Source organism: Microbacterium sp. ABRD28 (assembly GCF_003850245.1).
GTDB lineage: Bacteria > Actinomycetota > Actinomycetes > Actinomycetales > Microbacteriaceae > Microbacterium.
On the sequence record NZ_CP031015.1, the window covers coordinates 742,870 to 765,906 of the forward strand.

The following is a 23,037-nucleotide window of genomic DNA, read 5'->3' on the forward strand; positions in this document are numbered from 1 at the left end:
TCCGCAGGTGCAGTGCCGGTGCAGGAGCGGGGGGTGGAGGGGAGCGGACGCGGCGGTCAGGCGTCGAGCAGCCGCCACTCGGCGAAGAAGTCGCGCACGGTCTTCTCGCCGAGGTCGCGCCGCACCGTCTCGAGCAGGCGGCTCGCCTCGGCATCGGTTCCGGCGTTCACGCGGAGCACCGGTGCGTCGCTGTCGGAGCGCACCACCACCAGGTCGAACGTCGGGGCGGCGAGGTCGTCGCCGCCGCCCATGACGGCCAGCGCGAACGCGCCGACGTATTTCGCCGCGCGCTTCAGCGGGGACGGATGCCGCACCTCCAGCCGTGCTTCGAGCACGCGTGCCGCGAGGGTGCTGTCGTCGAGGTTCATGCCGATTCCCGCCACACCGTCTCGCACTCGAGCATCACCTCGGCACCCCCGGGGGCGCCGCCGATGCGATCGAGGACCAGCCGCGCCGCCTCGGCGCCGAGCCCCGCTGCGGGCTGGCGCACGGTCGACAGCGCCGGCAGGGTGCGCCGCGCCCACGCCGAATCGTCGAAGCCGACCACGCCGACATCCTCGGGCACCCGGCGTCCGGCCGCGCGCAGGGCTTCCACCGCTCCGGCGGCCACCGCATCGGATGCCGCGAAGATGCCGTCGATGTCGGGTGCGCGCGCCAGCAGCGCCTGCATGCCCTCTCTCCCCGCCGAGTACGAGTACAGCGGCACCGGCTCGACGAGGCGGTCGTCGAACTGCTCGCCGAGCGCCTCGCGGAAACCCGCGAGGCGGTCGGACCCCGAGTCGCGGTCCAGCGCCGCGGCGATCATGCCGATCCGTCGGCGACCCGTCTTCCTCAGGCGCGAGGTGATCGCGCGGGCCGAACCGCGATTGTCGATGACGACGAACGAGGCCGAGGACGCGCCGGGAGGGTGGCCCACGTACGCCGCCGGCAGCTGAAGCCGCTCCACGACCCGCGTGATGGGGTCGTTCGCTCGAGCCGAGACGATGATGACCCCGTCGACGAAGCCACCGGAGAGGTAGCGGGCGACGCGGTCGGTGTCGCGGCCGGTGTCGGCGATGAGCACGGCCATCTGATGATCGGCCTCGGAGAGGGCGGCGTTGGCCCCCAGCAGGATCTCGCCGATGTTCGGATCTTCGATGAACAGCGAGTGCGGTTCGTGCACGATGAAACCGACCGCCTGGCTCCGCTGCATCACGAGGTTGCGCGCCGCGGTGTTCGGCACGTAGCCGACCTTCGCGATGGCCGCCTCGATCGCCTCGCGCGCGGTGGCGGAGACGTAGCGGTCGCCGTTGACGTACCGGCTGACCGTGCCGCGCGACACCCCGGCCTCCAGCGCAACATCGTGCACGGTCGCACGTTTGGGGCGCACGGGCGGAGTGGTCACGAGGCCACTGTAGCCCCCGCCGTTCGACTTTCTGCTTGACAGCCGGCCCGCGGGAATGTCAGTGTGTGTACGTTCACAGACTCTCGACGAGGAGTTGTCGTCCGAGAAACTGTGCACGTTCACACAGCACGTCGGACAGCACCCTCACTTCTGGAGATCCGTGGACCACCTCGCAACGACGCTCCCCCCGCAGAGCGACGACGCGCTTCTCACCGAGATCGATGCGTCGCCGGCTCACCCGCGCTTCGCGCACCAGGGTGTCGCCTTCGGCTGCGACTACAACCCCGAGCAGTGGACGCCCGAGGTGTGGCGCGAAGACGTCGCCCTGATGCGCGAAGCCGGGGTCGATCTGGTCGCGATCAACGTCTTCGGCTGGTCGGCCCTCCAGGGGCCCGACGGCGCCTTCCGCTTCGATGAGCTCGACGAGGTCGTCGCGCTGCTGCACGAGAACGGCATCCGCGTGAACCTCGGCACCGGCACCTCGTCTCCACCGCCGTGGCTGACCACGCGGCATCCAGAGATCCTGCCGGTGATGGATGACGGCACCACCCGTTATCCCGGTGGTCGCCAGGCCTGGTGCCCGAGCTCCCCGGTGTTCCGCCGGTACGCGCTCGCGCTGGTCGAGGCCGTCGCCGCACGCTACGGCGCGCACCCCGCGGTCGCCCTGTGGCACGTCTCCAACGAGCTCGGGTGTCACAACGCCGAATGCCACTGCGCCGAGTCGACCCGAGCCTTCCGCCGGTGGCTGCAGGCGAGGTACCGCACCATCGACGCGCTGAACGCCGCCTGGGGGACGAGCTTCTGGAGTCAGCGCTACAGCGACTTCGACGAGATCCTCACCCCGCTGCGCACCGTCTCCACGCGCAACCCGGGGCAGGTCCTGGACTATCGCCGCTTCTGCAGCGACGAGGTGCTCGCCCACTACCGGGCCGAGCGCGACGTGATCCGTCGCCACAGCGACATCCCCGTCACCACCAACTTCATGGTGACCGCCCACATCGACGCCCTCGACTACTGGACCTGGGCGCCCGAGATGGACGTCATCGCCAACGACCATTACCTCGACTCCCGACTGGCCGACCCGCTCGCCGAGCTCGCGTTCACCGCCGACCTCACCCGCGGGCTCGCGGGCGGCGAGCCGTGGCTGCTCATGGAGCACTCCACCGGTGCGGTGAACTGGCAGCCCGTGAATCTCGCCAAGGCACCCGGTCAGATGACCCGCGACTCGCTGTCGCACGTCGCGCGCGGCGCCGACGCCGTCTGCTACTTCCAGTGGCGCGCCTCGCTCCAGGGCTCGGAGAAGTTCCATTCGGCCCTCCTTCCCCACGCCGGCACCGACAGCGCTCTCTGGCGCGAGGTGCGAGAGCTGGGCGCTCTGATCGGTCGCCTCGACGAGGTCGCGGGCACCACCGTCACGGCCGACGTCGCGATGCTCTTCAGCTGGGAATCCTGGTGGGCCGCCGACGCCGAGAACCGCCCGAACCACGCGCTCGGCTACCTCGACCAGGTGCATGCGATGTACGCAGCGCTCCGCGACCTCGGCCACACCGTCGACGTGGTGCGCCCGGGTGCTGACCTCTCGCGCTACCGCCTCGTGGTCGTGCCGGGCCTGCATCTCGTCTCCGACGCCGACGCGCGTGCCCTCGACGGCGCCGCCGCGACCGGCACCCACGTCGTCGTCACCTTCTACAGCGGCATCGTCGATGAGAACGACCGGGTCCGCCCGGGCGGTCACCCCGGTGCGTGGCGCGACCTGCTCGGCGTCCGCGTCGAGGAGTTCGCCCCCGTCCTGCCGGGAACCACCGTCACCCTCGACAGCGGTGCGACGGCGACGATGTGGACCGAGCGGATGTCGGTGACCGACGCCGCCGTCGTGGCACGTTTCGCAGACGGGCCGTCGGCGGGTCTGCCGGCGATCACCCGGCGCACCGCCGGGTCGGCCGGGACCGGCGACGCGTGGTACGTCGCGACGCTGCTGGAGGCACCGGCGCTGCGCGCTCTGCTCGAGACCGCCGCCGCAGCGGCGGGGGTCACCGCAGAGCCCGGTGCAGGACGCGGCGTCGAGGTCATCCGCCGCCACGGCGACGACCGCGCCTACCGTTTCGTCATCAACACCACCGATCGGCCCGTCGAGATCGACGCGGTCGGCGATGACCTCGTGACCCAGAGCCGCGTGACCGGAACGCTCGTCGTTCCGGCCGGCGGCGTCCGTGTCATCCGTGAGCAGCCGACAGAGGAGACGGCATGACCACTTCGCCACCCATCGCCGGCGTCGCCGGCGCGGCCGCGGCGCCCGACGCGCCGGTGCAGAAGCGCAAGCGACCCCGCGTCCAGAACCCGTGGGCGATCGTCGCCTTCGTGTCGCCGTTCGCGCTGGTCTTCACGCTCTTCTACGTCATCCCCATCGGTTACGCGGTGTGGCAGTCGCTGCTCGTCGTCGAGCGCGAAGGCACGTTCGGCGAGGCCCGCGAGGTCTTCGGCGGGTTCGCGCAGTACGCGCTGGTGTTCCAGAACGCCGAGTTCTGGTCATCCGTCGGTCGCGTCTTCCTCTTCGGCATCGTGCAGGTGCCGGTCATGCTGGGCCTTGCGCTGTTGTTCGCCCTGCTGCTGGACTCGCCTCTCCTGCGGGGGAAGAAGTTCTTCCGCCTGGCTTTCTTCGTGCCGTACGCGGTGCCCGGCGTCATCGCCGCCATCATGTGGGGCTTCCTGTACTCGCCGAACCTGTCGCCCTTCGAAGCGGTGACCAGCCAGGTCGACTTCCTCTCGTCCGATCTGGTGCTGTGGTCGATTGCGAACGTCGTGACCTGGGTGTTCGTCGGCTACAACATGCTGATCATCTACTCGACCCTTCTCGCGATCCCCGGCGACATCTACGAGGCCGCGCGCCTGGATGGCGCGGGGCAGGCACGGATCGCGTGGTCGATCAAGATCCCGCTCATCCGCCCCGCGCTCGTCCTCACCGGGGTGCTGTCGATCATCGGCACCCTGCAGCTGCTGGCCGAGCCCCAGACCTTCCGGTCGTTCAGCTCGGCGGTGACGAGCACGTACACCCCGAACATGACGATCTACGCCACGAGCTCCATCCCGAACGTGTCGCTCGCCGCAGCGTTCTCGGTGGTACTGGCGCTGGCGACCTTCGTGCTGTCGTTCACGTTCCTGCGCATCACCCGGCGGAAGGCGGCGACGTCATGACCACGACGACCACGATGACGGCCGTCAACCCGACGGCGTCGCGCCGCCGGAGGGGCGGCGGACAGGATGCCGTGGGTCGCGGACCCCGCGAGGGCGTCATCCCCCGCACCGCCGCCTTCATCGTCATGGGGGTCTTCACCCTCTACTTCCTCACGCCCATCTGGTGGCTGCTCATCGCCTCCACGAAAGACCGCGGCGACCTGTTCAGCACCAACCCGCTGTGGTTCGCCGACTTCCGGTTCTTCGAGAACGTCGGCGCCCTCGTGGCCTACCGCGACGGGGTGTACCTCCGGTGGCTGCTGAACAGCCTGCTGTATGCGGGGGTGGGCGCCGTCGTGGCGACCCTGCTGGCCTCGATGTGCGGATACGCCCTGGCGAAGTACCGGTTCCCGGGCCGCGAGACGCTCTTCAACGTCGTCCTCGGTGGAGTGCTCGTGCCCGCCACCGCACTCGCGCTGCCGCTGTTCCTGCTGTTCAGCCAGGTGCAGCTGACCAACACCTTCTGGGCGGTCTTCCTCCCGAGCATCGTCAGCCCGTTCGGTGTCTATCTGAGCCGGGTCTTCGCCGAGGCATCCGTTCCCGACGAACTGCTCGAGGCGAGCCGCCTCGACGGAGCGGGCGAGGTGCGCACCTTCTTCACGGTGTCGATCCGCCTGATGTTCCCGGCGCTGGTGACGGTCTTCCTCTTCCAGTTCGTCTCCATCTGGAACAACTTCTTCCTGCCGCTGATCATGCTGCGCAGCGAAGAGCTGTTCCCGGTGACCTACGGGCTCTACGCCTGGAACTCCACGATCAACCAGTTCCCCGAGCTGCGCACCTTCGTGCTCGTCGGTTCGCTGCTGTCGATCGTCCCCCTGATCATCACGTTCCTGCTGCTTCAGCGGTACTGGCGCACGGGCCTCGGCACCGGCGCGCTGAAGTGACAACCCCCCGCCCGGGCAGCAACCCGGGCACCCACCACCGAGAGAAGGAAACAATGCGTTCAACGAAACGAGCGGCCACCGCAGCCCTGCTCACCGTGTCCGCGCTCGCCGTCGCCGGCTGTGCGGCCGGCGGAGGGTCGGGCAGTGGAGGCGACGCCGCCTCCTGCGAGCCGGCCGGCGAGGATGTCACCCTCACGTTCACCTCGTGGATCCCCGGCATCGAGGATGCCGTCGCGATGTGGAACGAGGAGAACCCCGACATCCAGGTCGAGGTGCAGACGGGCCCTTCGGGCAACGCCGGCACCTACCAGAACTTCTTCAACCAGCTCGAGGCCGGCAACGCCCCCGACCTCGGTCAGATCGAGTACGACGCGCTGCCGAACTTCCGCGTGCAGGACGGCCTCGTCGACCTCGGTGCGTGCGAGGACGTGCTCGCCGCCGAGGACCAGTTCCTCGACTGGACCTGGGGTCAGGTCACCCTCGGCACCGAGGACGAGGTCTACGGCATCCCTCAGGACCAGGGCCCGATGGCGCTGTTCTACCGCAGCGACCTGTTCGAGCAGAACGGCATCGAGGTTCCGACCACGTGGGAGGAGTACCGCGAGGCTGCGGTGAAGGTCCGCGAGGCCGGCGGCTACATCACCAACTTCTCGGACAGCGACATCAACCAGTTCGCCGGCTTCGTCTGGCAGGCGGGCGGTCAGTGGTTCGAGAACGACGGCGACGCCTGGACGGTGAACCTCACCGGCGAGGAGTCGACGACGGTCGCCGACTACTGGCAGGACCTCATCGAGAACGACCTCGTCTCGACCTACCCGGCCTGGACCGACGAGTGGAACAACGCCTACAACTCCGGTGAGGTCTGGACCTGGAACTCGGCCGTGTGGGGCGCGAACTCGATCCTCTCGGGTGCCCCCGACACCTCCGGCAACTGGTCGGTGGCCCTGGCGCCGCAGTGGAACGCCGGTGACCAGAAGGCCGGCAACTGGGGTGGCTCGTCCATCGCGGTCTTCAACGGCACCGAGCACCTCTACGAGGCGGCGAAGTTCGCGCTGTGGCTGAACACCTCGGAAGAGGCCCTCACCTCGCTCAACGAGACCGCGCAGATCTACCCCGCCACCACCGCGGGACTGGAGCTGCCGGTGCTGAAGGAGGGCGTGGAGTTCTACGGCGGCCAGCCGATCTACGACGTCTTCGCCGAGGCCGCGACCCAGGTCGACCCCAACTTCACGTGGGGCCCGACCATGACGCAGACCTACGGTGACGTGTCCGACGGCTTCAAGGCCGCCGCGCAGGGCAACGGCACGCTGCTCGAGGCGCTCGAGGAGGGCCAGGCGGCCACGATCTCGACGCTCGAGGCGCAGTCGATCCCCGTCGCCGAGTAACACGCGGTAAGACACCGGCGCGGCCCAATCCGCGCCGGGCCGGGGCCCCTCTCGCCGGGGGCCTCGGTCGGCCGAGCCCACCCTTTCCTCCCCGTCGCCCGTCCTTTCGCAAGGACGCGGTGGCGGGGAGGATCGGGTGGGCTCGTTCGCGTCCGGGCTTCCGCCGGCGTCGTGGAATGGCGATGCCACCTCGCAACCCTGCGCCGCGGCGACCGCGGCCGGGCAGAATGACCCCATGAGGCTCGTTCGCGCAGGCCTGTACCTCGTGCAGGCGATCATCGCCGGCGTCGTGATCACGCTGATCGGTATGCCGGCCACCGGCGAGGTCACCGCCCGGCTGGGGGGAGCGGATGTCGCGATCGCGACCGTCCACGCGGGGTGGGCCGCGGTGGTGCTGCTCGCCTTCGGCGGGCTCGTCGACGCCGCCGTCGCGCGCATCGAACCGCTCGCCACACGCGCGCGGCTGGTCACCTGGATCGGGTGGTCGCAGCTGTCGGGCGTCGCGGTCTTCCTCATCGCCCAGCTGAACGGCATCACCGAACTGACGACCCTCGTCGCGCTCTACGCGCTCACGGCCGGAGCCGTGATGCTCCTCGCCCTCGACGGTGCCCTCGTCGCCCCCCGCCTCGACGACCCCGCACCCGCCGACGCCCCCACCGCGTCCCGCGTCATCCGAGGTCTCCGGCGCCCCGCCGCGCTGGCGGCGGTCATCGGCATCGTGCCCTGGGGGCTGATCGCGTTCGCGCAGATCGGCGGGGGCCTGGTCGGCGACCCCGTCGGGCTTGGGACGCGGATCGTCACCCTCGTCGTGCTCGCCCTGTCGATCGCGGTGTGGTTCCGCGGCTGGTTCCGGCCGGCGGACGCCGACGCTCCCGGCATCCTCCCCCTTCTGGCAACGACCGCGCTGGCGTGGGGAGTGATCCTCGCCGTCGGCTGAATCCGCGTCGGAACCCGCGCCGGCGGCGCCGTCCCCGCCTAGGCCCGGAACGCCCGCAGCAGGGTCTTTCCCAGCGCCGGCCACCGCCGGTGCATCCGGAACCGGGTGAACCCCTCGCTCACCGTCGCGCCCGTGCGCGACGACACGAACCACGGCGGCTTCGGCAGCACCGAGAATCGGCCACCGCGCACGAGCGCGGTGAGGGAGCGGGGGAAGGGTCGGAACGGCCCGCGGGCGATCGAGCGTTCGACGTCGTCGAGCAGCAGCGCGTTGTGCACGACGCCGATACCGCTCCCGACGTCCTGCAGGGTGCTCCCGGGGAACGCGCTCCAGGTGAGGGTCGGGGTGAGGAAGACGAAGGCCGTCCACGCGTTGATCGCGATCGCCCCGTACCGCAGGTCGGTCACCGCCCGCTCGAACCCGTCACCGAGCGCCGCCTCGGTCGCCGGATCGATGAGGATGTTGGCGCCGAGCGTGCCGGTCAGCCGTTCGTTCGCGTGCGCGACCGCGGCGTCGAGGAACTCCTGACCCAGACCCGGGAGCGCGATCACGCCGAGGACCGGCGCGAAGTACTCGGTCTCCTCGATGGGTCCGGGCACGGCTCCCGCATCGGCCTCGACGAGCAGCCGGGTGCCGTCGGCGCACCAGACGGCGTCGGGGTACGCCGCTGCCGCGGCATCCATCCGCTCCGCGCTGCCGGGGTACCAGGGGGTGCGCGTGGTCGCCTCGTCGTATGCGCGCCGCAGCGCCGCCACGAACTGCGCGCGCTGCGGCCAGTCGCGACTGAGGAGCACGACCTGCCCGGCGATGCAGTTGTGCCCGGCGTTCTGCAGTCGCATGGTCACGATGTGCTCGGCCTGATACTGGATGTCGGCAGCCGACCATCGCCCGGGCACCACGATGATCGGCGAGACCCCGCCGAGCTCGGCCGTGATCGGCTTCTTCAGCGCGGGACGGTTCTCGCGTCGCCGGCGGCGGGCCTGCGGCCCGTCACCCCACACGATCCGCTCGAACGTCGCCGCGGACCCGGTGATGTGCACGTGATCGACGCCGGGGTGCGCGGTGAGGGCGGCGCCCACCTCGGGCCCGCCGGCGATCACGCGCAGGAACCCAGGCTCGATGAGCGGGGCGAGCGCGCGGGTGAACACCGGCAGCAGCGTCTCCTGCGTCGGATTCAGCTTCAGCATCACCACGCGGTTGTGGGCGAACAGTTCGTACAGCACGTCGGCGACCGGGATCGAGGTGACGTTTCCGGCGCCGAGCACGAGCCCCACCCCGCCGGGGGCGCCGGGGGATCGCTGTGCGAGACCCGCCCTCTCCCGAGCCTCGGCCTCGGTGACGCCCGGTCTCAGCCACACCTCGCCGGTGAACCCCGACAGCAGCAGCGCGTCGATCGCGCGGAGCGGGAAGGCGTCGATCCGCACCCGGCCCCCGGGGGCGGGGGTGACGCGCACCCCGTCGAGAGGATTGCCGCCCCGTGCCAGCCGGCGGAGGGTGGCGGCCAGGGCGTCGACGAGTTCGATCGCGCCGTACGGACCCGAGAGCCACTCCTCGCCACGGAGCGGGTGGCCGGCGTCGAGGCCCTTCGATCGCGCGGCCGCCGCAGCCCACTCGGGGGCGGCGTCGCTGATGCTCGCATGCACGCGGTCGAGAAGGCGAGCCCGCTGCGAGAGGGTCAGCGCGACCCAGGCGCGCGATCCCTCGCGCAGGTCTCGGAGGGCGACGTCGACGTCAGGTGCGGGCACGCGCTCAGCCTAAGCCGCGGTGCCGGCCGTCGTCGCTCGGGCTCCGTCCCCATCCCCGTCCAGGGCTTCGAGCGCGTCGGCGACGGCCCGCATGCCCGACAGCGTCTCGGTGAAGCTCGTCGACAGCGGCGACAGGCCGATGCGCAGGCCCCCGGGGTCGCGGTAGTCGGGGATGACGTCGTTCTCCCAGAGCCGCGCCGTCACGGCGCGCATCTGCCGATGCCGCAGCGTCACGTGTCCGCCCCGCTCGGCCGCGTCGCGGGGTGACCCGAGGGTCACGCCGTAGCGCGCGAGCAGGTCGTCGGCGAGGTCGACGGCGAAGCCGGTGAGCGCGCGCGACTTCTCACGGATCGGTCCGATACCCGCCTCGTCGATCAACGCGAGGGTGTCCTGCATCGCGAGCATCCCGACGATCGGCGGGGTTCCGGAGAGGAATCGGCCCATACCCGCGGCGGGCTCGTAGCGCGGCCCCATCGAGAAGACGTCGGCCGCGCCCATCCACCCCTGAATAGGCTGCGTGAGCTCGGACTGCAGCCGGGTCGCGACGTAGGCGAAGGCCGGTGACCCCGGCCCGCCGTTCAGATACTTGTAGGTGCAGCCGACCGCCAGGTCTGCGCCCCACCCGTCGAGGTCGACCGGCACCGACCCGGCCGAGTGGCAGACATCCCACAGCAGCAGTGCACCGGCGTCGCGGGCGATGGCGGTGAGCGCCGGCGCATCGGCCAGGTGTCCCGAGCGGTAGGCCACGTGCGACAGCACGACGAGTGCGGTCGCCGGTCCCACGGCGGCGCGCAGCTGGTCGGGGGTGACCCCGGCGGCGGTGTCGACCTCGATCCATCGGATCGTCGCGCCCCGCTCGGCGGCGATCCCCTCGACGAGGAACCGGTCGGTGGGGAAGTTGTCGGTGTCGATGACGATCTCGACCCGGGCGGGGTCGCGCCGGCGCTGGTGATCGACGGCGGCGCGCATCAGCTTGTACAGCAGCACCGTGGTCGAGTCGCCGACGACCGTTTGCCCGGCCGCCGCCCCGAGGGCGACCCGGCCGATCTCGTCGCCGATCGCGTAGGGGAGGCGCATCCACGACTCATCCCAGCCGCGGATGAGTCGGCCGCCCCATTCGTCGGTGACGAAGCGGGCGAGGCGATCGGCGGTCGCGCGCGGGGGCCGGCCGAGCGAGTTGCCGTCGAAGTAGACCAGCGACGTCTCGGCTCCCACGAACCGGTCGCGGAAGCCGCGGAGCGGATCGGCGGCGTCGAGAGCGGATGCCGCGGCATCCCAGTCCTGCGTACCGGCACGCTCACGGGGGTCAGTCATCGTCATCCTCACTGTCGGCGTTCCCGGCCTCGTCGTCGAGGTCGGGGAGCAGGTCTTCGCCCGGAACAACGCTCGCCGTGGCGAGCCAGTCGGCGAGGGCGGTCGGGTCGTCGGCGCCGTCGGCGGCCCGCGGCGGCTGCCCGCGCAGGAACGTGCGCACCTCCGGCAGCGGAGCGGCGCCGGGCCACGGATCGGTCAGGGCGGCGACGAGGGCGGGCACGTCACACCCGGCGGCGAGGAGGGCGCGCAGCTCGCGCGGATTCACCCCCAGCGGCAGATCGCCGTTGCCGAGGTCTGTGCCGTAGACGACGCGGCCGCCGGCCGCGCGGAAGGCCCGGAGGTTCTCGCGGGCGACGTCTGCTGCCTGTTCGTCGTCGCGGTGGATGTCGAGGGTCGAGATCCACACCTGTGCGGCGGCCGCCCGGGCGACGAGGGCCTCGTCGAGCCGCTCGGTGAACGGGGTGTGCGCGAGGGCGTCGATTCCGGCGTCGAGCGCGCGTCGGGTCATCCCCTCGCCTTCGACGTGAGCGACGACCGGAAGCCCGGCGGCGTGGGCCGTCTCGACGATCGTCGCCACGGCATCCTCAGGGAGGGGGCGGTCGTGATGGAGGACGACTTTGATGACGGATGCTCCGGCGAGCCGTTGCTCGTCGACCGCCGTCGCCGCGCCCCCGGGGCGCCCGATCTGCGGGGAGGCGTCGGTGATCTGACGGACGATGGCCGGCGGGGCCCACTCGCGACCGGCGGGGTAGCCGCCGAGGGTGGTGAGGAAGGCCCCGGCATAGGTCACCTGCGGGAGCGTGCCCGCGGCGCGGCCGGCGAGGATCGCGGGATCGCCGCCGAGGTCGACCACCGCTGCGACCCCGCCGAGCGGCAGACGCTCGCCGTCGACGAGGTGCAGGTGCACGTGGTGATCGACGAACGCGGGGAGCGAGACCCCCGCTTCGTCGGTGAGGGCGCGGCGGACCGCGGCGGCGTCGGGTCCGAGCAGGGCGCGCAGCGGCTCAGGATGCGGCATCGGGCACCTCGGTGCGCACCGCCCAGAGCTCCGGGAAGAAGGTCAGGTCGAGGGCGCGGCGAAGGAACGGCACGCCGCTCGATCCGCCCGTGCCGGTCTTGCCACCGATGATGCGCTCCACGGTCTTCAGGTGACGGAAGCGCCAGAACTGGAAGTTCTCCTCCAGGTCGACGAGCTCTTCGCACGTCTCGTAGGCGGCCCAGTGCGTCGCGGTGTCGGCGTAGATGCTCGTGAAGACCGGAACGAGCTCGGGGGTGAAGGTCCACGCCTGGGTGACGTCGCGCTCGAGGATCGCGCTGGGGATGTCGTAGCCGGTGCGCGCGAGGAGCCGCAGGAACTCGTCGTAGAGGCTCGGCTGCTCGAGCGCGGTGCGCACGAGGTCGTGCGCGGCCGGGTCGGCGTCGAACACCCGCAGGACGGCGGCGTTCTTGTTGCCGAGCGTGAACTCCACCGCCCGGTACTGCGCCGACTGGAAGCCGCTCGCCTTGCCGAGGACGCTGCGGAACTGGGCGTACTCGGTGGGGGTCAGGGTCGCCAGCACCGACCACTGCTCGGTCAGGGTGCGCTGGATGTGCTTGACCCGTGCGACGCACTTCAGTGCCGGGGCGAGTTCGTCCTGTCGCAGCAGGCGGCATGCCTCGGCGAGCTCGTGCAGGACGAGCTTCAGCCACAGCTCGGTGGTCTGGTGCTGGACGATGAACAGCAGCTCATCGTGGTGCTCGGGGTCGCTCAGCGGCAGCTGGGCCGACAGCAGGGTGGGAAGTTGCAGATAGCCGCCGTAGCTCATCCGGTCTGAGAAGTCCGTCTCGACCGTGGGCTCCAGTGGTCGGGTGTTGCGCTCGACCGTCACCCCGTCAGCCTAACCAGTCGCGGTGGTCCGGCCGCGGGTGCGGGGATGGCGCGACGGAGGATGTCGGTCACCGGACGGTGACCAGCACCCGCTGCCATCCGGTCGATCCGTCGGGTGCGATCGGCGCACGCTCCTGGATCTGGGTCTCACCGTCGCGGTTGACCGCGCGGACGGCGATGTAGTGCGTGCCGCCCGGGGCGTCCCAGTCGAGGAACCACTGCACCCAGGTGTCGTCGTTGATCGGCGTCGACAGGGTCGCCTGCTGCCAGGGGCCGTCGTCGATGCTGACCTCGACCCGCTCGATGCCGACGGTCTGGGCCCAGGCCATGCCGGCGATCGGCGTGCGTCCGGCGGGGATCGGGGTGCCGGCACGCGGGGTGTCGATGCGCGAGGAGAACTTGATCGGAGCCTCGGCGCTGTAGCCGCGGGGAGTCCAGTACGCCTCGTCCTGCGCGAAGGTGGTCACGGTCAGCTGGGTGAGCCACTTGGTCGCCGAGACGTAGCCGTACAGGCCGGGCACCACCATCCGCACCGGGAAGCCGTGCTCGAACGGGAGCGGCTCGCCGTTCATGCCGACGGCGAGGATCGCGTCGATGCCGTCGTCGGTGACGGCGCTGAGCGGCGTGGATGCGGTGTAGCCGTCGACGCTGCGCGAGAGCACCATGTCGGCACCGGCCTGCGGGCCCGCCATGCGCAGGACGTCGCGGAGCGGCACGCCGAGCCAGACGGCGTTGCCGACCAGCCCGCCGCCGACCTCGTTCGACACGCACGTGAGGGTCACGGCGTACTCGTCGAGCCCCATCGCGACGAGGTCGTCGAAGCTCAGCTCGACGGGGGTGTCGACCATGCCGTCGATCCGAAGCCGCCAGGTGGCGGGGTCGACCGAGGGGACGGTGAGTGCGGTGTCGACGCGGTAGAAGTCGTCGTTGGGGGTGATGAGGGGCGACAGGCCCGGGATGTCGAAGCTCGCCCCGTCGGGGATGGTCACCGTCGTGCGGGGGGCGGGGAGGGCCAGCTCTTCGCGGATGGCGGCGAGAGACGAGGTCGCGGCGTTGACGACGCGGGAACCCGCTCCCACGACGACCGCCGCCGCGGCGGTGACGAGGCTCGCACGCAGGAACGCGCGGCGGTCGACGGCAGCGGGGCGTTCGGCGGTGGGCTGCGGGGTGTCGGCGTGTTCGGCCGGAGTGTTCGTGCGCGGGCTGCGCCACCGGCGGAGGTGGTTGACGAGCAGCATGAGCGCGAGGATGCCGACGACCGTGCCCACGAGCGGCGGCAGGACGCTGAGCGGGGTCGCTCCGGCACGGGTCAGCGTCGCGGCTCCCGAGAGGATCCCGGCGAGCGCGAGGGCGGCGACGCCGAGCGGAGGTCGGAGGTACTGCAGGATGCCCGCGACCGCCGCGGCGACGACCACGCCGACGCCGATCCCGATGAGCAGCACGACCTTGTCGGCATCGCCGAAGGTCGAGATCGCGAATTCCTTGATCGGCTGCGGAACGATGTCGATGAGGAACGACCCGACCGCGAGGATCGGGCTCGCGCTGCGCGCGACGACCAGGGCGACGAGTTCGGCCGCGGCGAGGAAGGCGGCGGCGGCGATGATTCCGGATGCCGCAGCCCACCCGATCGGGCGGCGTGCCGTCTTCGTGGTCATCCGGCTCCCCTTCCGCTTCTCGGCCTGACTTCACCTGTTCGTCGCGGGGCGGGGATCGGATGGCGCGGCGCGCGTCAGAGGAGCGCGAGCTCCCGCAGCTTCGCCTCGACGTCGGAGTTCGAGGGCTCGACGTGGTGCGACGCGTCGGGGTAGACGACGACGGGGATATTCGTGCGGCCCGAGATCTCCCGGGCGACGTCCGCGGCCTCGGGCTGCGCGACGAGGTCGACGTAGGTGTAGGCGACACCCAGCTCGTCGAGCTGCTTCTTGGTGCGGATGCAGTCGCGGCACCAGTCCGCGCCGAACATCGTGATGGGGGTGGGGGTGTCAGTCATCCTTCAATCCTTTCGTGCCGAGCATGGACAACGCCTGAGCACGGCCGACGCATTCCCCGACGCCGCGCGCGGGCCCGGGGGATCGTGCGACGATGGTCGGCAGTGCAGCTCTCGATCATCGTCCCGACCTTCAATGAGGCTCCGAACATCCCGGAGCTGGTCGCGCGCGTCTCTGCGGCGGTCGAGGACATCGAGGCCGAGATCATCGTGGTCGACGACAGCACCGACGACACCCCCGCCGTGGTCGAGGACGTCGCGCGGAGCGCGGCCCTTCCGGTGCGGCTGATCCACCGCGCGAAGCGCACCGGAGGTCTGGGCGGCGCGGTCATGGCGGGCATGAAGGCCGCCGAGGCCGATGCGTGCCTGGTGATGGACGCCGACCTGCAGCATCCGCCCGAGAAGATCCCCGAGCTCTACCGGCGCTTCGATCAGGGCGACGTCGACGTCGTCATCGCCTCGCGCTACGCCGGCGGCGGCACCTCGGGCGGCCTCGCCGATCGCACCCGCGTCCTCGTCTCGAGCGCGTCGACCGCGTTGACCAAGGCGATGTTCCCCCTCCGGCTGCACGACGTGACCGACCCGATGACGGGGTTCTTCCTCATCGACCGCCGCGCCGTCGACCCCACCACGCTGATGCCGCGCGGGTTCAAGATCCTGCTCGAGATCCTCGCGCGCAGGTCGCTGCGCATCGCCGAGGTGCCGTTCGACTTCGCCGAGCGGCACGCCGGCCGATCGAAGGCGTCGTTCCGTCAGGGCCTGCACTTCCTCGCCCAGCTGACGGCGCTGCGCTTCGGCAAGATGTCGCTGTTCGCCCTCATCGGCGGGCTGGGGGCCGTGGCGAACCTCGCGATCATGTGGGTGCTCATCCAGCTCGGGGTCGGTTACATCGTCGCGGCCGTCATCGCCGCCGAGGCGACGATCATCGGCAACTTCCTGCTGCAGGAGCGCTTCGTCTTCCACGACATGAAGCACGAGGCATCCGGGGTCTGGACGCGTTTCGCGAAGTCGTTCGCCTTCAACAACACCGAGGCGCTCATCCGCATCCCGGTCATCGCGCTCCTCGTCGAGACGTGGCACATCTCCAGCGTCATCGCCGCCGGGATGACGCTCGTCGTCGCCTTCCTCGTGCGGTTCATGTTCCACTCGCTGGTCGTCTACGCCCCGCGACGAGCGGGAGCTCCGAGCCGCGCGCGGCAGTTCGTCGACGAGCTCGACGCGCAGGCGATGTCGCCCGGCGAGCTCTGACCCGTCCCTTCTCCCGCGGATCGCCCGCGCTCAGAGATCTGCGTGAGCGCAGAAATCCGCGTGAGCGCAGGAATCGCCCGCAGCGCGAAGAGCGGCCGCTGCGCGGCACGCCCCGCCCCGCTCAGCCGATCAGGTTCACCAGTGCGTCCAGACCCATTCCGTAGTTGATGCGGATGGTGGGGAGGGCGAGCTTGTCGGTGCCGATCGTGACGTAGCCCGGCTCGATGGTGCGCGCCATCTCGAAGCCGGCCTGGCGCAGGCCCTCCTTCGCGGTCTCGTTGTAATGACCGAAGGGGTAGGCCATCACCTCCTTCACCCCGAGAACCTGAGCGGATGTCTTCATGTCGGCCACGATCTCGGGAACGTCGTAGTTCGTGATCCGCCCGTCGCCGTTCGCGCCGGCCTGATGCATGTCGTGCGTGTGAGAGCGGCGCAGCACATAGGGCGAAGGTGCCGGGTCCTGCCGGTAGGCCGTGATCATGAACGACGTCGAGAGCACCTGGTACTTGTCCACCACCGGCACCGCGAGATCGAACCACGTCTGATCGGCGTCATCGTCGGTGATGATCACCGACCGGTTCGGCAGCCACAGCCGCCCGTCGATGAAGGCGCTGAGCTCATCCCAGGTCGGAAGGTAGAACCCGCCGGTGGCGATGTGGTTCATGTGCGCGTCGAAGTCGCCGATGTAGGCGTAGTTGCCGCGCAGCCACCCGCTCTCGCCCTCGGGGTTCGTCGTGAACTGGTGGTACATCAGGATCGGGATGCGCGCGTCTTCGGCGGCATTCTCCTCGGGGGTCTTCCACGCCCCGTGCAGCGTCACCTGCCGGTCGGTGCAGGCGACCATCTCCGATCCGTTGACCCGCGCGGGCACGGTGAAGGTCGCGGCGTCCTCGGGGGTCGCGTACCACCCGGCGAAGACCGCGCCGTCGCGCCCGGGGATCGGCAGGCCCGCGTAGAGCGTCCCCTGCGTCTGCAGGATCGGCGCCTGGTCGATGCCGTCGCCGGCGAAGCTCACCGCGCACGCGTTGGGGTCGTCGGTGCTTGCCAGGAGCGTCTCGACCGGGGTCAGCGGGGTGGGTTCGGGCGTCGGCTCGGCCGAAGGCCCGGGCGTCGTCGAGGTGTCGCTGTCAGCCGCGGGCGCCGGCGCACCGCGCGTGAGTGCCGCGATCGTGACGGTCGCGACCAGGATGACCACGAGCACGGTGGCCGCGATCGTCGCGACCAGGCGCCTCCGGCGCCGCACGCGGGCGCTGGCGCGCCGCCTTCCGTATCGACCCACCTGCGACATCACGTCCCCCTTCGCAGCGCCCCCGCGCCGAGGGCATCGTAGTCCTTCGGGCACGTCACGGCCGGCAGCGCGAGACCGCCGCGTCCTGATCGTGATACCCCGACGTGTCTCTCCCGCTATATTTTTCGGTATGCCGAAAAATCGTGCGGCGCTCGCTGGTGCGCTCCTCGCGGGGATGCTGGCGCTCGCCGCCGCGCTCACGGGATGCTCCGGCGGGGCCGCCGACAGCCCCGCGGACGATGATCGCCCGGTGGTGCTGACGACCTTCACCGTGCTCGCCGACATCGCGCAGAACGTCGCCGGCGACCACCTCCGCGTCGAATCGCTCACCAAGGCGGGGGCCGAGATCCACGGCTACGAGCCGACGCCCGGCGACGTCCGCCGCGCCGCCGATGCCGACCTCATCCTCGACAACGGGCTGGGCCTGGAGGCCTGGTTCGCGCAGTTCGTCGAGTCGGTCGACGTGCCGCACGTCGTCGTCTCGGAGGGCGTCGACCCGATCGACATCTCCGGTGACGCGTACGCGGGGCTGCCGAATCCGCACGCATGGATGAGTCCGGTCAACGCCGCGATCTACATCGACAACGTGGTGGCCGCCTTCGCCGATCTCGACCCCGACCACGCCGCCGACTATGCCGAGAACGGCGAGGCGTACAAGGCCGAGCTGCAGGCGGTCTACGACGATCTGCTCGCCGAGCTCGAGGCGGTGCCCGAGGCGCAACGCGTGCTCGTGACCTGCGAGGGGGCCTTCTCGTACCTCGCCCGCGATGCCGGGCTCGACGAGGCCTACATCTGGCCGGTGAATGCCGAGCAGCAGGCGACCCCGCAGCGGATAGCCGCCGTCATCGAGCGCGTCGACGACGATGACATCCCCGCGGTCTTCTGCGAGTCCACGGTGTCGGATCGTCCGATGCAGCAGGTCGTCGAGGCGACGGGCGCCGCCTTCGGCGGCACCCTCTACGTCGATTCCCTCTCCGAACCCGACGGACCCGTTCCGGCCTACCTCGATCTCCTCCGCCACGACGCCGAGCTGATCGCCGCGGGTCTGCGAGGGGAGGGCGGATGACGCAGCCCATCGAGGTCTCGGATGTCACCGTCCGCTACGGAGACGTCGTCGCGCTCCGCGACGTCTCGCTCGAGGTCGGCGCCGGCCGGGTCACCGGGCTCATCGGCATGAACGGGTCGGGAAAGTCGACCCTCTTCGCGGCGATCGTGGGGCGCCTGCGCCCCGAAAGCGGCACGGTCCGCATCGATGGCGCCGACCCGGCGCTCGCGCGCCGGCGCGGGATCGTCGGCTATGTCCCGCAGTCGGAGGCGGTCGACTGGACCTTCCCGGTCTCGGTGCGCGACGTCGTGATGATGGGCCGCTACGGCCGACTCGGCCCGATGCGCCGCCCGGGCGCCGCCGACCGCCGCGCGGTCGACGAGGCTCTGGCGCGCGTCGATCTCGACGGGCTCGCCGACCGGCAGATCGGCCGCCTCTCGGGCGGCCAGCGCAAGCGCGCATTCGTCGCTCGGGCGATCGCGCAGGATGCCGGCATCCTGCTTCTCGACGAACCCTTCGCCGGCGTCGACAAACGCTCGGAGGCGACCATCGTCGGCCTCCTCCGCGACCTCGCGGCGGCGGGCCGGACCGTCCTCGTCTCCACCCACGACCTGCACGCGCTCCCGGATCTCGCCGACGAGGCGGTGCTGCTGATGAATCGCGTCCTCTTCCACGGACCGGTCGCGCAGGCTCTCGAACCCGCGACCCTGGCGCGCGCTTTCGGGCTCGACGAGCCGCCCGCACAGCGGCAGCCCCGCGCTGAGGGGGGCGCCCCGTGACCCCGCTCGACATCCTTCTCGAGCCGCTGCAGTACGACTTCATGGTGCGCGCGCTCGCCACCACCGTCGTCGCCGCGATCGTGTGCGCGCTGCTGTCGTGCTGGCTGGTGCTCGTGGGCTGGTCGCTCATGGGCGACGCGGTCTCGCACGCGGTACTGCCGGGCGTGGTGCTCGCCTACGTCGTCGGAGCGCCCTTCGCCCTCGGGGCGCTGGTGTTCGGCCTCCTCGCCGTCGCGCTCATCGGGCTCATCCGCGGCACCAGTCGTGTCAAAGAGGATGCCGCGATCGGCATCGTCTTCACCACGCTCTTCGCCCTGGGGCTCGTGCTGATCTCGGTCACACCCAGCCAGACCGATCTCAGCCACATCATCTTCGGCAACATCCTCGGGATCTCCGACGCCGAGTTCGTGCAGATCCTCATCCTCGCCGTCGTCGCGTTCGCGGTGCTCATCGTCAAGCGTCGCGACCTGATGCTCTACGCCTTCGACCCGACGCACGCCTTCGCGATCGGACTGTCGCCGCGGGTTCTCGGCGCTCTCCTCCTCGGGGTGCTCGCCCTCACCGCTGTCGTCGCGCTGCAGGTGGTGGGCGTGATCCTCGTCGTGGCGATGCTCATCATCCCCGGTGCGACGGCGTACCTCCTCACCGACCGGTTCGGTCGCATGCTCGTCATCGCGCCGGTGATCTCGGCGGCCGCGTCGGTGATCGGCATCTACCTGAGCTACTGGTTCGATGCGGCATCCGGGGGGCTCGTCGTCCTCGTGCAGGGGGCGTTCTTCACTCTCGCCTACCTCTTCGCCCCGCGGCAGGGGATCATCGGCCGTCGCCTCGTGGCCCGGCGAACGAGCCGCGAGGCCAGCCGGCTCGGTGGTCAGGGCGTGTCGCCCGCGAGCACCCGCACGTCGGAGCCCTGACGCACGAACTTCAGCGGCGTGCCTTCGGGGAAGCGCTCGAGAAGGGCGGCGGGCATCCTCGGCTGCACCCGGAACGATACCGATGCGGCGAAGGCGCCCACGCCGCACCCGAGGAAGACCTGCCGCTGCGCCTCGCCGCCGCCGTCGCCGACGACCAGGAGGCATTCGTCGGTGCCGCCCCCGATCCACTCCTCGTTGCTGCTGAACACGGTGAGACCGTAGAACTCGTCGAATCCGCGCAGCGAGTCCGCCGGAATGCCGAGGAAGTCCGGCGGAGTGAAGCCGGGGTCTCGGGCGAGGGTGCCGACCTGCTGGCCGCCGCCGGTGCGCTCGACGGTGGTCGCGCCGGCGACGACGATGACGGCGCCGATCGCCGCCGCCGCGATGAGCGAGGCTGCCCAGGGTGCGCGTCGCCGGGGGAACCAGGCGCGAAGCGGCGGTCGTTCCTCGGCCGGGGGGAGTGGGGATGCCGCGGGCTCATCGCCGTCGGTCGTGGGCCGGTTCTCGGTCTTCGAGCCTGACGTGCCGGGCGTCTCGGGCGCCCCGCTCGCCTCGGGCGCTCCGGGTGCGGCGGGTACGGGGGTGGGGGCGGGCTCGGCCGCGGGCGGTGCGGATCCGTGCGTCGGCGGGCCCGAGTCATCCGTCCGCTCGTTGTTCCTCCGGAGGGCGGACTCGAGCGCACGCAGTCGTTCGACGGCGGCCGGATCGTCGGCGAGGTCGGCGTCGGGACCCCACGCGCGTTCCCGCAGGCGTCGGAGCTCTTCGTGGGTGGCGTCGAGGGTCATCCGCCGGCCCCGCCCGCTTCGACGGTCGTCTCCTGCCCGACGAAGACCCCGACCCGCGACCCGTCGAGCACGAATTGGAGCGGGGTGCCGACCGGGAACGCCGCGATGAGGTCGCGGGGAAGACCCGGCGACACCGTGAACTGCGCCGAGGCGGGGAACTCGCCCGCGCCGCACCCGACGAAGAGTCGCCCCTGGAACGCCTGCGACTGGTAGCTGATGTCGCCGCCGGCGGTGATGACGAGACACTCATCCGAACCCGGCCCGAGCCACTTCTGGTCGCTCGCCATGACGACCATGCCGTAGAAGTCCTCGAAGCCTCGGACCGAGGAGGCTTCGGGGTCCATGAACATCGGCGCCTGGAACTCCTCGTCGACGTTCAGGGTCGCGACCTGGCGGATGCCGCCGCCGTCGGCGGCGGCGCCCATCACCCCCGCCGTGATGCCCGCCCCGATGACGAGGGCGCCCACGAGCGAGGCCGCCCAGGTCGCGGCCGGCCGGGGTCGCCGCACGCGCCGCGGCTCGACGTCGTCCCCGGCGGTGGCGGCCGAGTCGGCGTCATCCTCATCGGCGGGAATCAGCAGGATGTCGGTGGCCGCGCCCGTTGCGGAGGTGTGCCGCGCCGCGGCGCCCGGGCCGGCCGGCGACGCCGGCGGCGGTGCGGGCGGGGGAGGAGGGGGGCTCGGCAGGGCGCGCGCCTCGAGTTCGTCGAGGCGCGCTGACGCTGCCGCGTCGAGATGGATGTCGGCGTCGGGGCTGAAGGCGCGCCGACGCAGGGAGCGGAGTTCCTCCGCCTCGCCGGCGTCGAGCGGCGCGGTGCCCCGTCGCGGACCGTCCTCCATGCCGTCAGCCTACGGCGGCGTGGAAGGGGTCGGGGCGGCGGATGAGGACGGGGCGAAGACCTGTCAGCCGGCGGCGGCGAGGGTCAGCGCGGGCTGAGGCTCGGCCTCAGGGCTCGTCGCGAACATGCGTGCGTCGAGATTGAGTCCGCCGGAAGAACTGGCTTCGGCCGCGAGCCGCTGCAGGAGGGGTCCGTCGATCTTCTCCGCGTCGACCGTGCTGAAGGTGAAGCGCAGCGGGATCGCCGGATGCAGCCAGAGCGTCGTACGCCCCGGGGCTTCGTCGTCGGTATGACGCCACGTGATCGTGAAGGATTCGTTCCGTCGGAGCTTCGTCGCCGCCAGCACCTTCACGTGCGCGAGCATGCGGTCAGGCATCGAGATGGCCTGTGTGTCGCTGCCGTAATACAAGTAACCCATGGTCCACTCCTTCGCCAGGCCCACCCAGCGTTTGGGATCGAGGTATCGACACCGGGAGCGAGCCAGTGGCAACAGGACAACGCTAACACAATGCTTCACCGATTTAATTAAATTCGTGTAATACTCAGGGTGTGAACCACACCGGACGAGTGTGGGCAGCAGGATGGAGGCGATGACGATCGCACGACAGCCATCCGCTCTGCGCCGGGCGCTTTCCGGGTATTCCGACGCACGCTCCGCCGCCTTCTCGCAGGCCCGCCGCGACCTCAACATGGGCGACGGCGATGCACGCGCACTGATGTTCATCTGCGAGCGCCCGGGCGTTCGCGCAGCCGACATCGCGGCATACCTCGGCATCACCGCAGCAGGGGCAACAGCCCTCATCGACCGACTGGTCGAGCGCGGCGTCGCGACCCGCGACTACGACCCGGACGATCGCCGCGTCATCCGGATCAATCCCGCCATCGATCTCTCGGATGCCCCGTGGTCATCGCTCTGCCGCTTCGACGACGACTTCGACGAGGCGGTGTCGCTCCGCGACGTGGCGCGTGTCGAGGAGCTGTCGACGCTCCTCGACGACCTCACCGCCGCGGTCACCTCACGCTGAGACCGGGGGTCCGGCTAGGGCTGGTCGCCCTCGATGTATTCCGCCGACTTGCGCTCGAGAAACCGGCAGAGTCGCGCGACGTAGGTGAGATCCTCGGCGAGGGCGCTGACCTGTTCGGGAGGCATCGACACCGGAGTGTCGCGCGGTTCGAAGCTCACCAGCCAGCGGGTCGAGCCGGGTTGCTCGGGTCGGATCGCGGTCGTCGTGGAGAGTCGCTCGAACTTCACCCCGACGAGGCCGGTGTCCGCTCCGTCCGCCCCGTCCTGCGGGATCACGCGCACTGTGCCCGCGAAGCCGGCGTGGTCGCCGGAGGCGAGGAACTCCTCCAACCATGCCTGGAGGGTGGCGGCGTTGCGGAAGGGCATGAGGAAACCGTTCGGG

Annotated in this window: 23 protein-coding genes; 10 read left to right on the top strand and 13 right to left on the bottom strand. The window is 70.8% G+C overall.

Going from position 1 to position 23,037, the window contains the following annotated elements:
* Nucleotides 1–56: 56 nt before the first annotated feature.
* Both DT073_RS03735 and DT073_RS03740 read right to left on the bottom strand, forming a co-directional pair.
* Nucleotides 57–368 carry a hypothetical protein gene (locus tag DT073_RS03735; RefSeq protein WP_124292171.1) on the bottom strand — a complete coding sequence of 104 codons (312 nt, stop codon included), beginning with the start codon at nucleotides 366–368 and terminating at the stop codon, nucleotides 57–59.
* The gene (locus DT073_RS03740; protein ID WP_124292172.1) at nucleotides 365–1,384 is read right to left on the bottom strand and encodes a LacI family DNA-binding transcriptional regulator; all 1,020 of its coding nucleotides are present in this window, start codon (nucleotides 1,382–1,384) and stop codon (nucleotides 365–367) included. The genes DT073_RS03735 and DT073_RS03740 overlap by 4 nt, the downstream gene beginning before the upstream one ends.
* Before the next feature lie 217 nt (nucleotides 1,385–1,601).
* On the opposite strand from DT073_RS03740, the gene DT073_RS03745 reads away from it, so the two are divergent.
* The 5 genes from DT073_RS03745 (at nucleotide 1,602) to DT073_RS03765 (ending at nucleotide 7,821) form a co-directional block, all read left to right on the top strand.
* Nucleotides 1,602–3,632, top strand: coding sequence for a beta-galactosidase (locus DT073_RS03745; protein WP_240638914.1), 2,031 nt, complete (start codon nucleotides 1,602–1,604; stop codon nucleotides 3,630–3,632).
* Entirely contained in the window at nucleotides 3,629–4,576 is a 948-nt protein-coding gene (locus DT073_RS03750) for a carbohydrate ABC transporter permease (protein ID WP_124292174.1), read from the top strand. The genes DT073_RS03745 and DT073_RS03750 overlap by 4 nt, the downstream gene beginning before the upstream one ends.
* A complete protein-coding gene (locus DT073_RS03755; protein WP_240638757.1) occupies nucleotides 4,573–5,499 on the top strand; it encodes a carbohydrate ABC transporter permease in 927 nt (308 codons plus the stop codon). The genes DT073_RS03750 and DT073_RS03755 overlap by 4 nt, the downstream gene beginning before the upstream one ends.
* 53 nt (nucleotides 5,500–5,552) lie before the next feature.
* Nucleotides 5,553–6,884 (top strand): ABC transporter substrate-binding protein, encoded by a 1,332-nt coding sequence (locus tag DT073_RS03760; RefSeq protein WP_124292175.1) that lies wholly within the window; start codon nucleotides 5,553–5,555, stop codon nucleotides 6,882–6,884.
* A gap of 235 nt (nucleotides 6,885–7,119) precedes the next feature.
* Nucleotides 7,120–7,821 (top strand): hypothetical protein, encoded by a 702-nt coding sequence (locus DT073_RS03765; protein ID WP_124292176.1) that lies wholly within the window; start codon nucleotides 7,120–7,122, stop codon nucleotides 7,819–7,821.
* A 38-nt stretch (nucleotides 7,822–7,859) separates the two neighbouring features.
* Here DT073_RS03765 and DT073_RS03770 read toward each other — a convergent pair whose 3' ends face one another.
* The 6 genes from DT073_RS03770 to DT073_RS03795 form a co-directional block, all read right to left on the bottom strand.
* On the bottom strand, nucleotides 7,860–9,566 hold the full coding sequence (locus DT073_RS03770) for an aldehyde dehydrogenase family protein (protein ID WP_124292177.1): 1,707 nt from the start codon (nucleotides 9,564–9,566) through the stop codon (nucleotides 7,860–7,862).
* Nucleotides 9,567–9,575: 9 nt separating this feature from the next.
* Nucleotides 9,576–10,880 (bottom strand): kynureninase, encoded by a 1,305-nt coding sequence (locus tag DT073_RS03775; protein ID WP_205783009.1) that lies wholly within the window; start codon nucleotides 10,878–10,880, stop codon nucleotides 9,576–9,578.
* Nucleotides 10,873–11,898, bottom strand: a complete 1,026-nt coding sequence (locus tag DT073_RS03780) for an amidohydrolase family protein (protein WP_124292179.1) — start codon at nucleotides 11,896–11,898, stop codon at nucleotides 10,873–10,875. The genes DT073_RS03775 and DT073_RS03780 overlap by 8 nt, the downstream gene beginning before the upstream one ends.
* The gene (kynA, locus tag DT073_RS03785) at nucleotides 11,885–12,748 is read right to left on the bottom strand and encodes a tryptophan 2,3-dioxygenase (protein ID WP_124292180.1); all 864 of its coding nucleotides are present in this window, start codon (nucleotides 12,746–12,748) and stop codon (nucleotides 11,885–11,887) included. The genes DT073_RS03780 and kynA overlap by 14 nt, the downstream gene beginning before the upstream one ends.
* Nucleotides 12,749–12,815: 67 nt before the next feature.
* Nucleotides 12,816–14,402, bottom strand: a complete 1,587-nt coding sequence (locus DT073_RS03790) for a molybdopterin-dependent oxidoreductase (RefSeq protein ID WP_124292181.1) — start codon at nucleotides 14,400–14,402, stop codon at nucleotides 12,816–12,818.
* A gap of 74 nt (nucleotides 14,403–14,476) precedes the next feature.
* Nucleotides 14,477–14,737, bottom strand: a complete 261-nt coding sequence (locus tag DT073_RS03795; protein WP_124292182.1) for a glutaredoxin family protein — start codon at nucleotides 14,735–14,737, stop codon at nucleotides 14,477–14,479.
* A gap of 102 nt (nucleotides 14,738–14,839) precedes the next feature.
* Between DT073_RS03795 and DT073_RS03800 the strand changes: the two genes are divergently transcribed.
* On the top strand, nucleotides 14,840–15,982 hold the full coding sequence (locus DT073_RS03800; RefSeq protein WP_124292183.1) for a glycosyltransferase: 1,143 nt from the start codon (nucleotides 14,840–14,842) through the stop codon (nucleotides 15,980–15,982).
* 121 nt (nucleotides 15,983–16,103) lie between these two features.
* Here DT073_RS03800 and DT073_RS03805 read toward each other — a convergent pair whose 3' ends face one another.
* Nucleotides 16,104–17,270 (bottom strand): polysaccharide deacetylase family protein, encoded by a 1,167-nt coding sequence (locus DT073_RS03805; RefSeq protein ID WP_124292184.1) that lies wholly within the window; start codon nucleotides 17,268–17,270, stop codon nucleotides 16,104–16,106.
* Between the two features lie 130 nt (nucleotides 17,271–17,400).
* On the opposite strand from DT073_RS03805, the gene DT073_RS03810 reads away from it, so the two are divergent.
* Genes DT073_RS03810 through DT073_RS03820 form a run of 3 tightly spaced genes read left to right on the top strand, consistent with a single transcriptional unit; the run spans nucleotide 17,401 to nucleotide 20,008 of the window.
* Entirely contained in the window at nucleotides 17,401–18,336 is a 936-nt protein-coding gene (locus tag DT073_RS03810) for a metal ABC transporter substrate-binding protein (RefSeq protein ID WP_205783011.1), read from the top strand.
* A complete protein-coding gene (locus DT073_RS03815; protein ID WP_124292185.1) occupies nucleotides 18,333–19,094 on the top strand; it encodes a metal ABC transporter ATP-binding protein in 762 nt (253 codons plus the stop codon). Before DT073_RS03810 ends, DT073_RS03815 begins: the two co-directional genes overlap by 4 nt.
* Nucleotides 19,091–20,008, top strand: coding sequence for a metal ABC transporter permease (locus DT073_RS03820; protein ID WP_124292186.1), 918 nt, complete (start codon nucleotides 19,091–19,093; stop codon nucleotides 20,006–20,008). The genes DT073_RS03815 and DT073_RS03820 overlap by 4 nt, the downstream gene beginning before the upstream one ends.
* Here DT073_RS03820 and DT073_RS03825 read toward each other — a convergent pair.
* From DT073_RS03825 to DT073_RS03835, 3 genes are all read right to left on the bottom strand, one after another.
* Nucleotides 19,966–20,793: a hypothetical protein gene (locus tag DT073_RS03825; RefSeq protein WP_124292187.1), complete on the bottom strand. Its 828-nt coding sequence runs from the start codon at nucleotides 20,791–20,793 to the stop codon at nucleotides 19,966–19,968. The two genes, DT073_RS03820 and DT073_RS03825, sit on opposite strands and share 43 nt — an antisense overlap.
* Nucleotides 20,790–21,632, bottom strand: a complete 843-nt coding sequence (locus DT073_RS03830) for a hypothetical protein (protein ID WP_124292188.1) — start codon at nucleotides 21,630–21,632, stop codon at nucleotides 20,790–20,792. The genes DT073_RS03825 and DT073_RS03830 overlap by 4 nt, the downstream gene beginning before the upstream one ends.
* Before the next feature lie 63 nt (nucleotides 21,633–21,695).
* The gene (locus DT073_RS03835) at nucleotides 21,696–22,049 is read right to left on the bottom strand and encodes a DUF7882 family protein (protein ID WP_124292189.1); all 354 of its coding nucleotides are present in this window, start codon (nucleotides 22,047–22,049) and stop codon (nucleotides 21,696–21,698) included.
* Nucleotides 22,050–22,221: 172 nt separating this feature from the next.
* Here DT073_RS03835 and DT073_RS03840 point away from each other — a divergent pair, with 172 nt between their 5' ends.
* Nucleotides 22,222–22,656 (top strand): MarR family winged helix-turn-helix transcriptional regulator, encoded by a 435-nt coding sequence (locus DT073_RS03840; protein ID WP_240638759.1) that lies wholly within the window; start codon nucleotides 22,222–22,224, stop codon nucleotides 22,654–22,656.
* Between the two features lie 14 nt (nucleotides 22,657–22,670).
* On the opposite strand, the gene DT073_RS03845 is transcribed toward DT073_RS03840, so the two are convergent.
* Nucleotides 22,671–23,021: a hypothetical protein gene (locus DT073_RS03845; RefSeq protein WP_124292191.1), complete on the bottom strand. Its 351-nt coding sequence runs from the start codon at nucleotides 23,019–23,021 to the stop codon at nucleotides 22,671–22,673.
* Nucleotides 23,022–23,037 lie beyond the last annotated feature (16 nt).

Coding starts and splice junctions, on each gene's coding strand:
- DT073_RS03735 (WP_124292171.1), bottom strand. CDS start 368: ATGAACCTCGACGACAGCACCCTCGCGGCACGCGTGCTCGAAGCACGG.
- DT073_RS03750 (WP_124292174.1), top strand. CDS start 3,629: ATGACCACTTCGCCACCCATCGCCGGCGTCGCCGGCGCGGCCGCGGCG.
- DT073_RS03755 (WP_240638757.1), top strand. CDS start 4,573: ATGACCACGACGACCACGATGACGGCCGTCAACCCGACGGCGTCGCGC.
- DT073_RS03760 (WP_124292175.1), top strand. CDS start 5,553: ATGCGTTCAACGAAACGAGCGGCCACCGCAGCCCTGCTCACCGTGTCC.
- DT073_RS03765 (WP_124292176.1), top strand. CDS start 7,120: ATGAGGCTCGTTCGCGCAGGCCTGTACCTCGTGCAGGCGATCATCGCC.
- DT073_RS03775 (WP_205783009.1), bottom strand. CDS start 10,880: ATGACTGACCCCCGTGAGCGTGCCGGTACGCAGGACTGGGATGCCGCG.
- DT073_RS03780 (WP_124292179.1), bottom strand. CDS start 11,898: ATGCCGCATCCTGAGCCGCTGCGCGCCCTGCTCGGACCCGACGCCGCC.
- DT073_RS03790 (WP_124292181.1), bottom strand. CDS start 14,402: ATGACCACGAAGACGGCACGCCGCCCGATCGGGTGGGCTGCGGCATCC.
- DT073_RS03795 (WP_124292182.1), bottom strand. CDS start 14,737: ATGACTGACACCCCCACCCCCATCACGATGTTCGGCGCGGACTGGTGC.
- DT073_RS03805 (WP_124292184.1), bottom strand. CDS start 17,270: ATGTCGCAGGTGGGTCGATACGGAAGGCGGCGCGCCAGCGCCCGCGTG.
- DT073_RS03810 (WP_205783011.1), top strand. CDS start 17,401: ATGCCGAAAAATCGTGCGGCGCTCGCTGGTGCGCTCCTCGCGGGGATG.
- DT073_RS03815 (WP_124292185.1), top strand. CDS start 18,333: ATGACGCAGCCCATCGAGGTCTCGGATGTCACCGTCCGCTACGGAGAC.
- DT073_RS03825 (WP_124292187.1), bottom strand. CDS start 20,793: ATGACCCTCGACGCCACCCACGAAGAGCTCCGACGCCTGCGGGAACGC.
- DT073_RS03830 (WP_124292188.1), bottom strand. CDS start 21,632: ATGGAGGACGGTCCGCGACGGGGCACCGCGCCGCTCGACGCCGGCGAG.
- DT073_RS03835 (WP_124292189.1), bottom strand. CDS start 22,049: ATGGGTTACTTGTATTACGGCAGCGACACACAGGCCATCTCGATGCCT.
- DT073_RS03840 (WP_240638759.1), top strand. CDS start 22,222: ATGACGATCGCACGACAGCCATCCGCTCTGCGCCGGGCGCTTTCCGGG.
- DT073_RS03845 (WP_124292191.1), bottom strand. CDS start 23,021: ATGCCCTTCCGCAACGCCGCCACCCTCCAGGCATGGTTGGAGGAGTTC.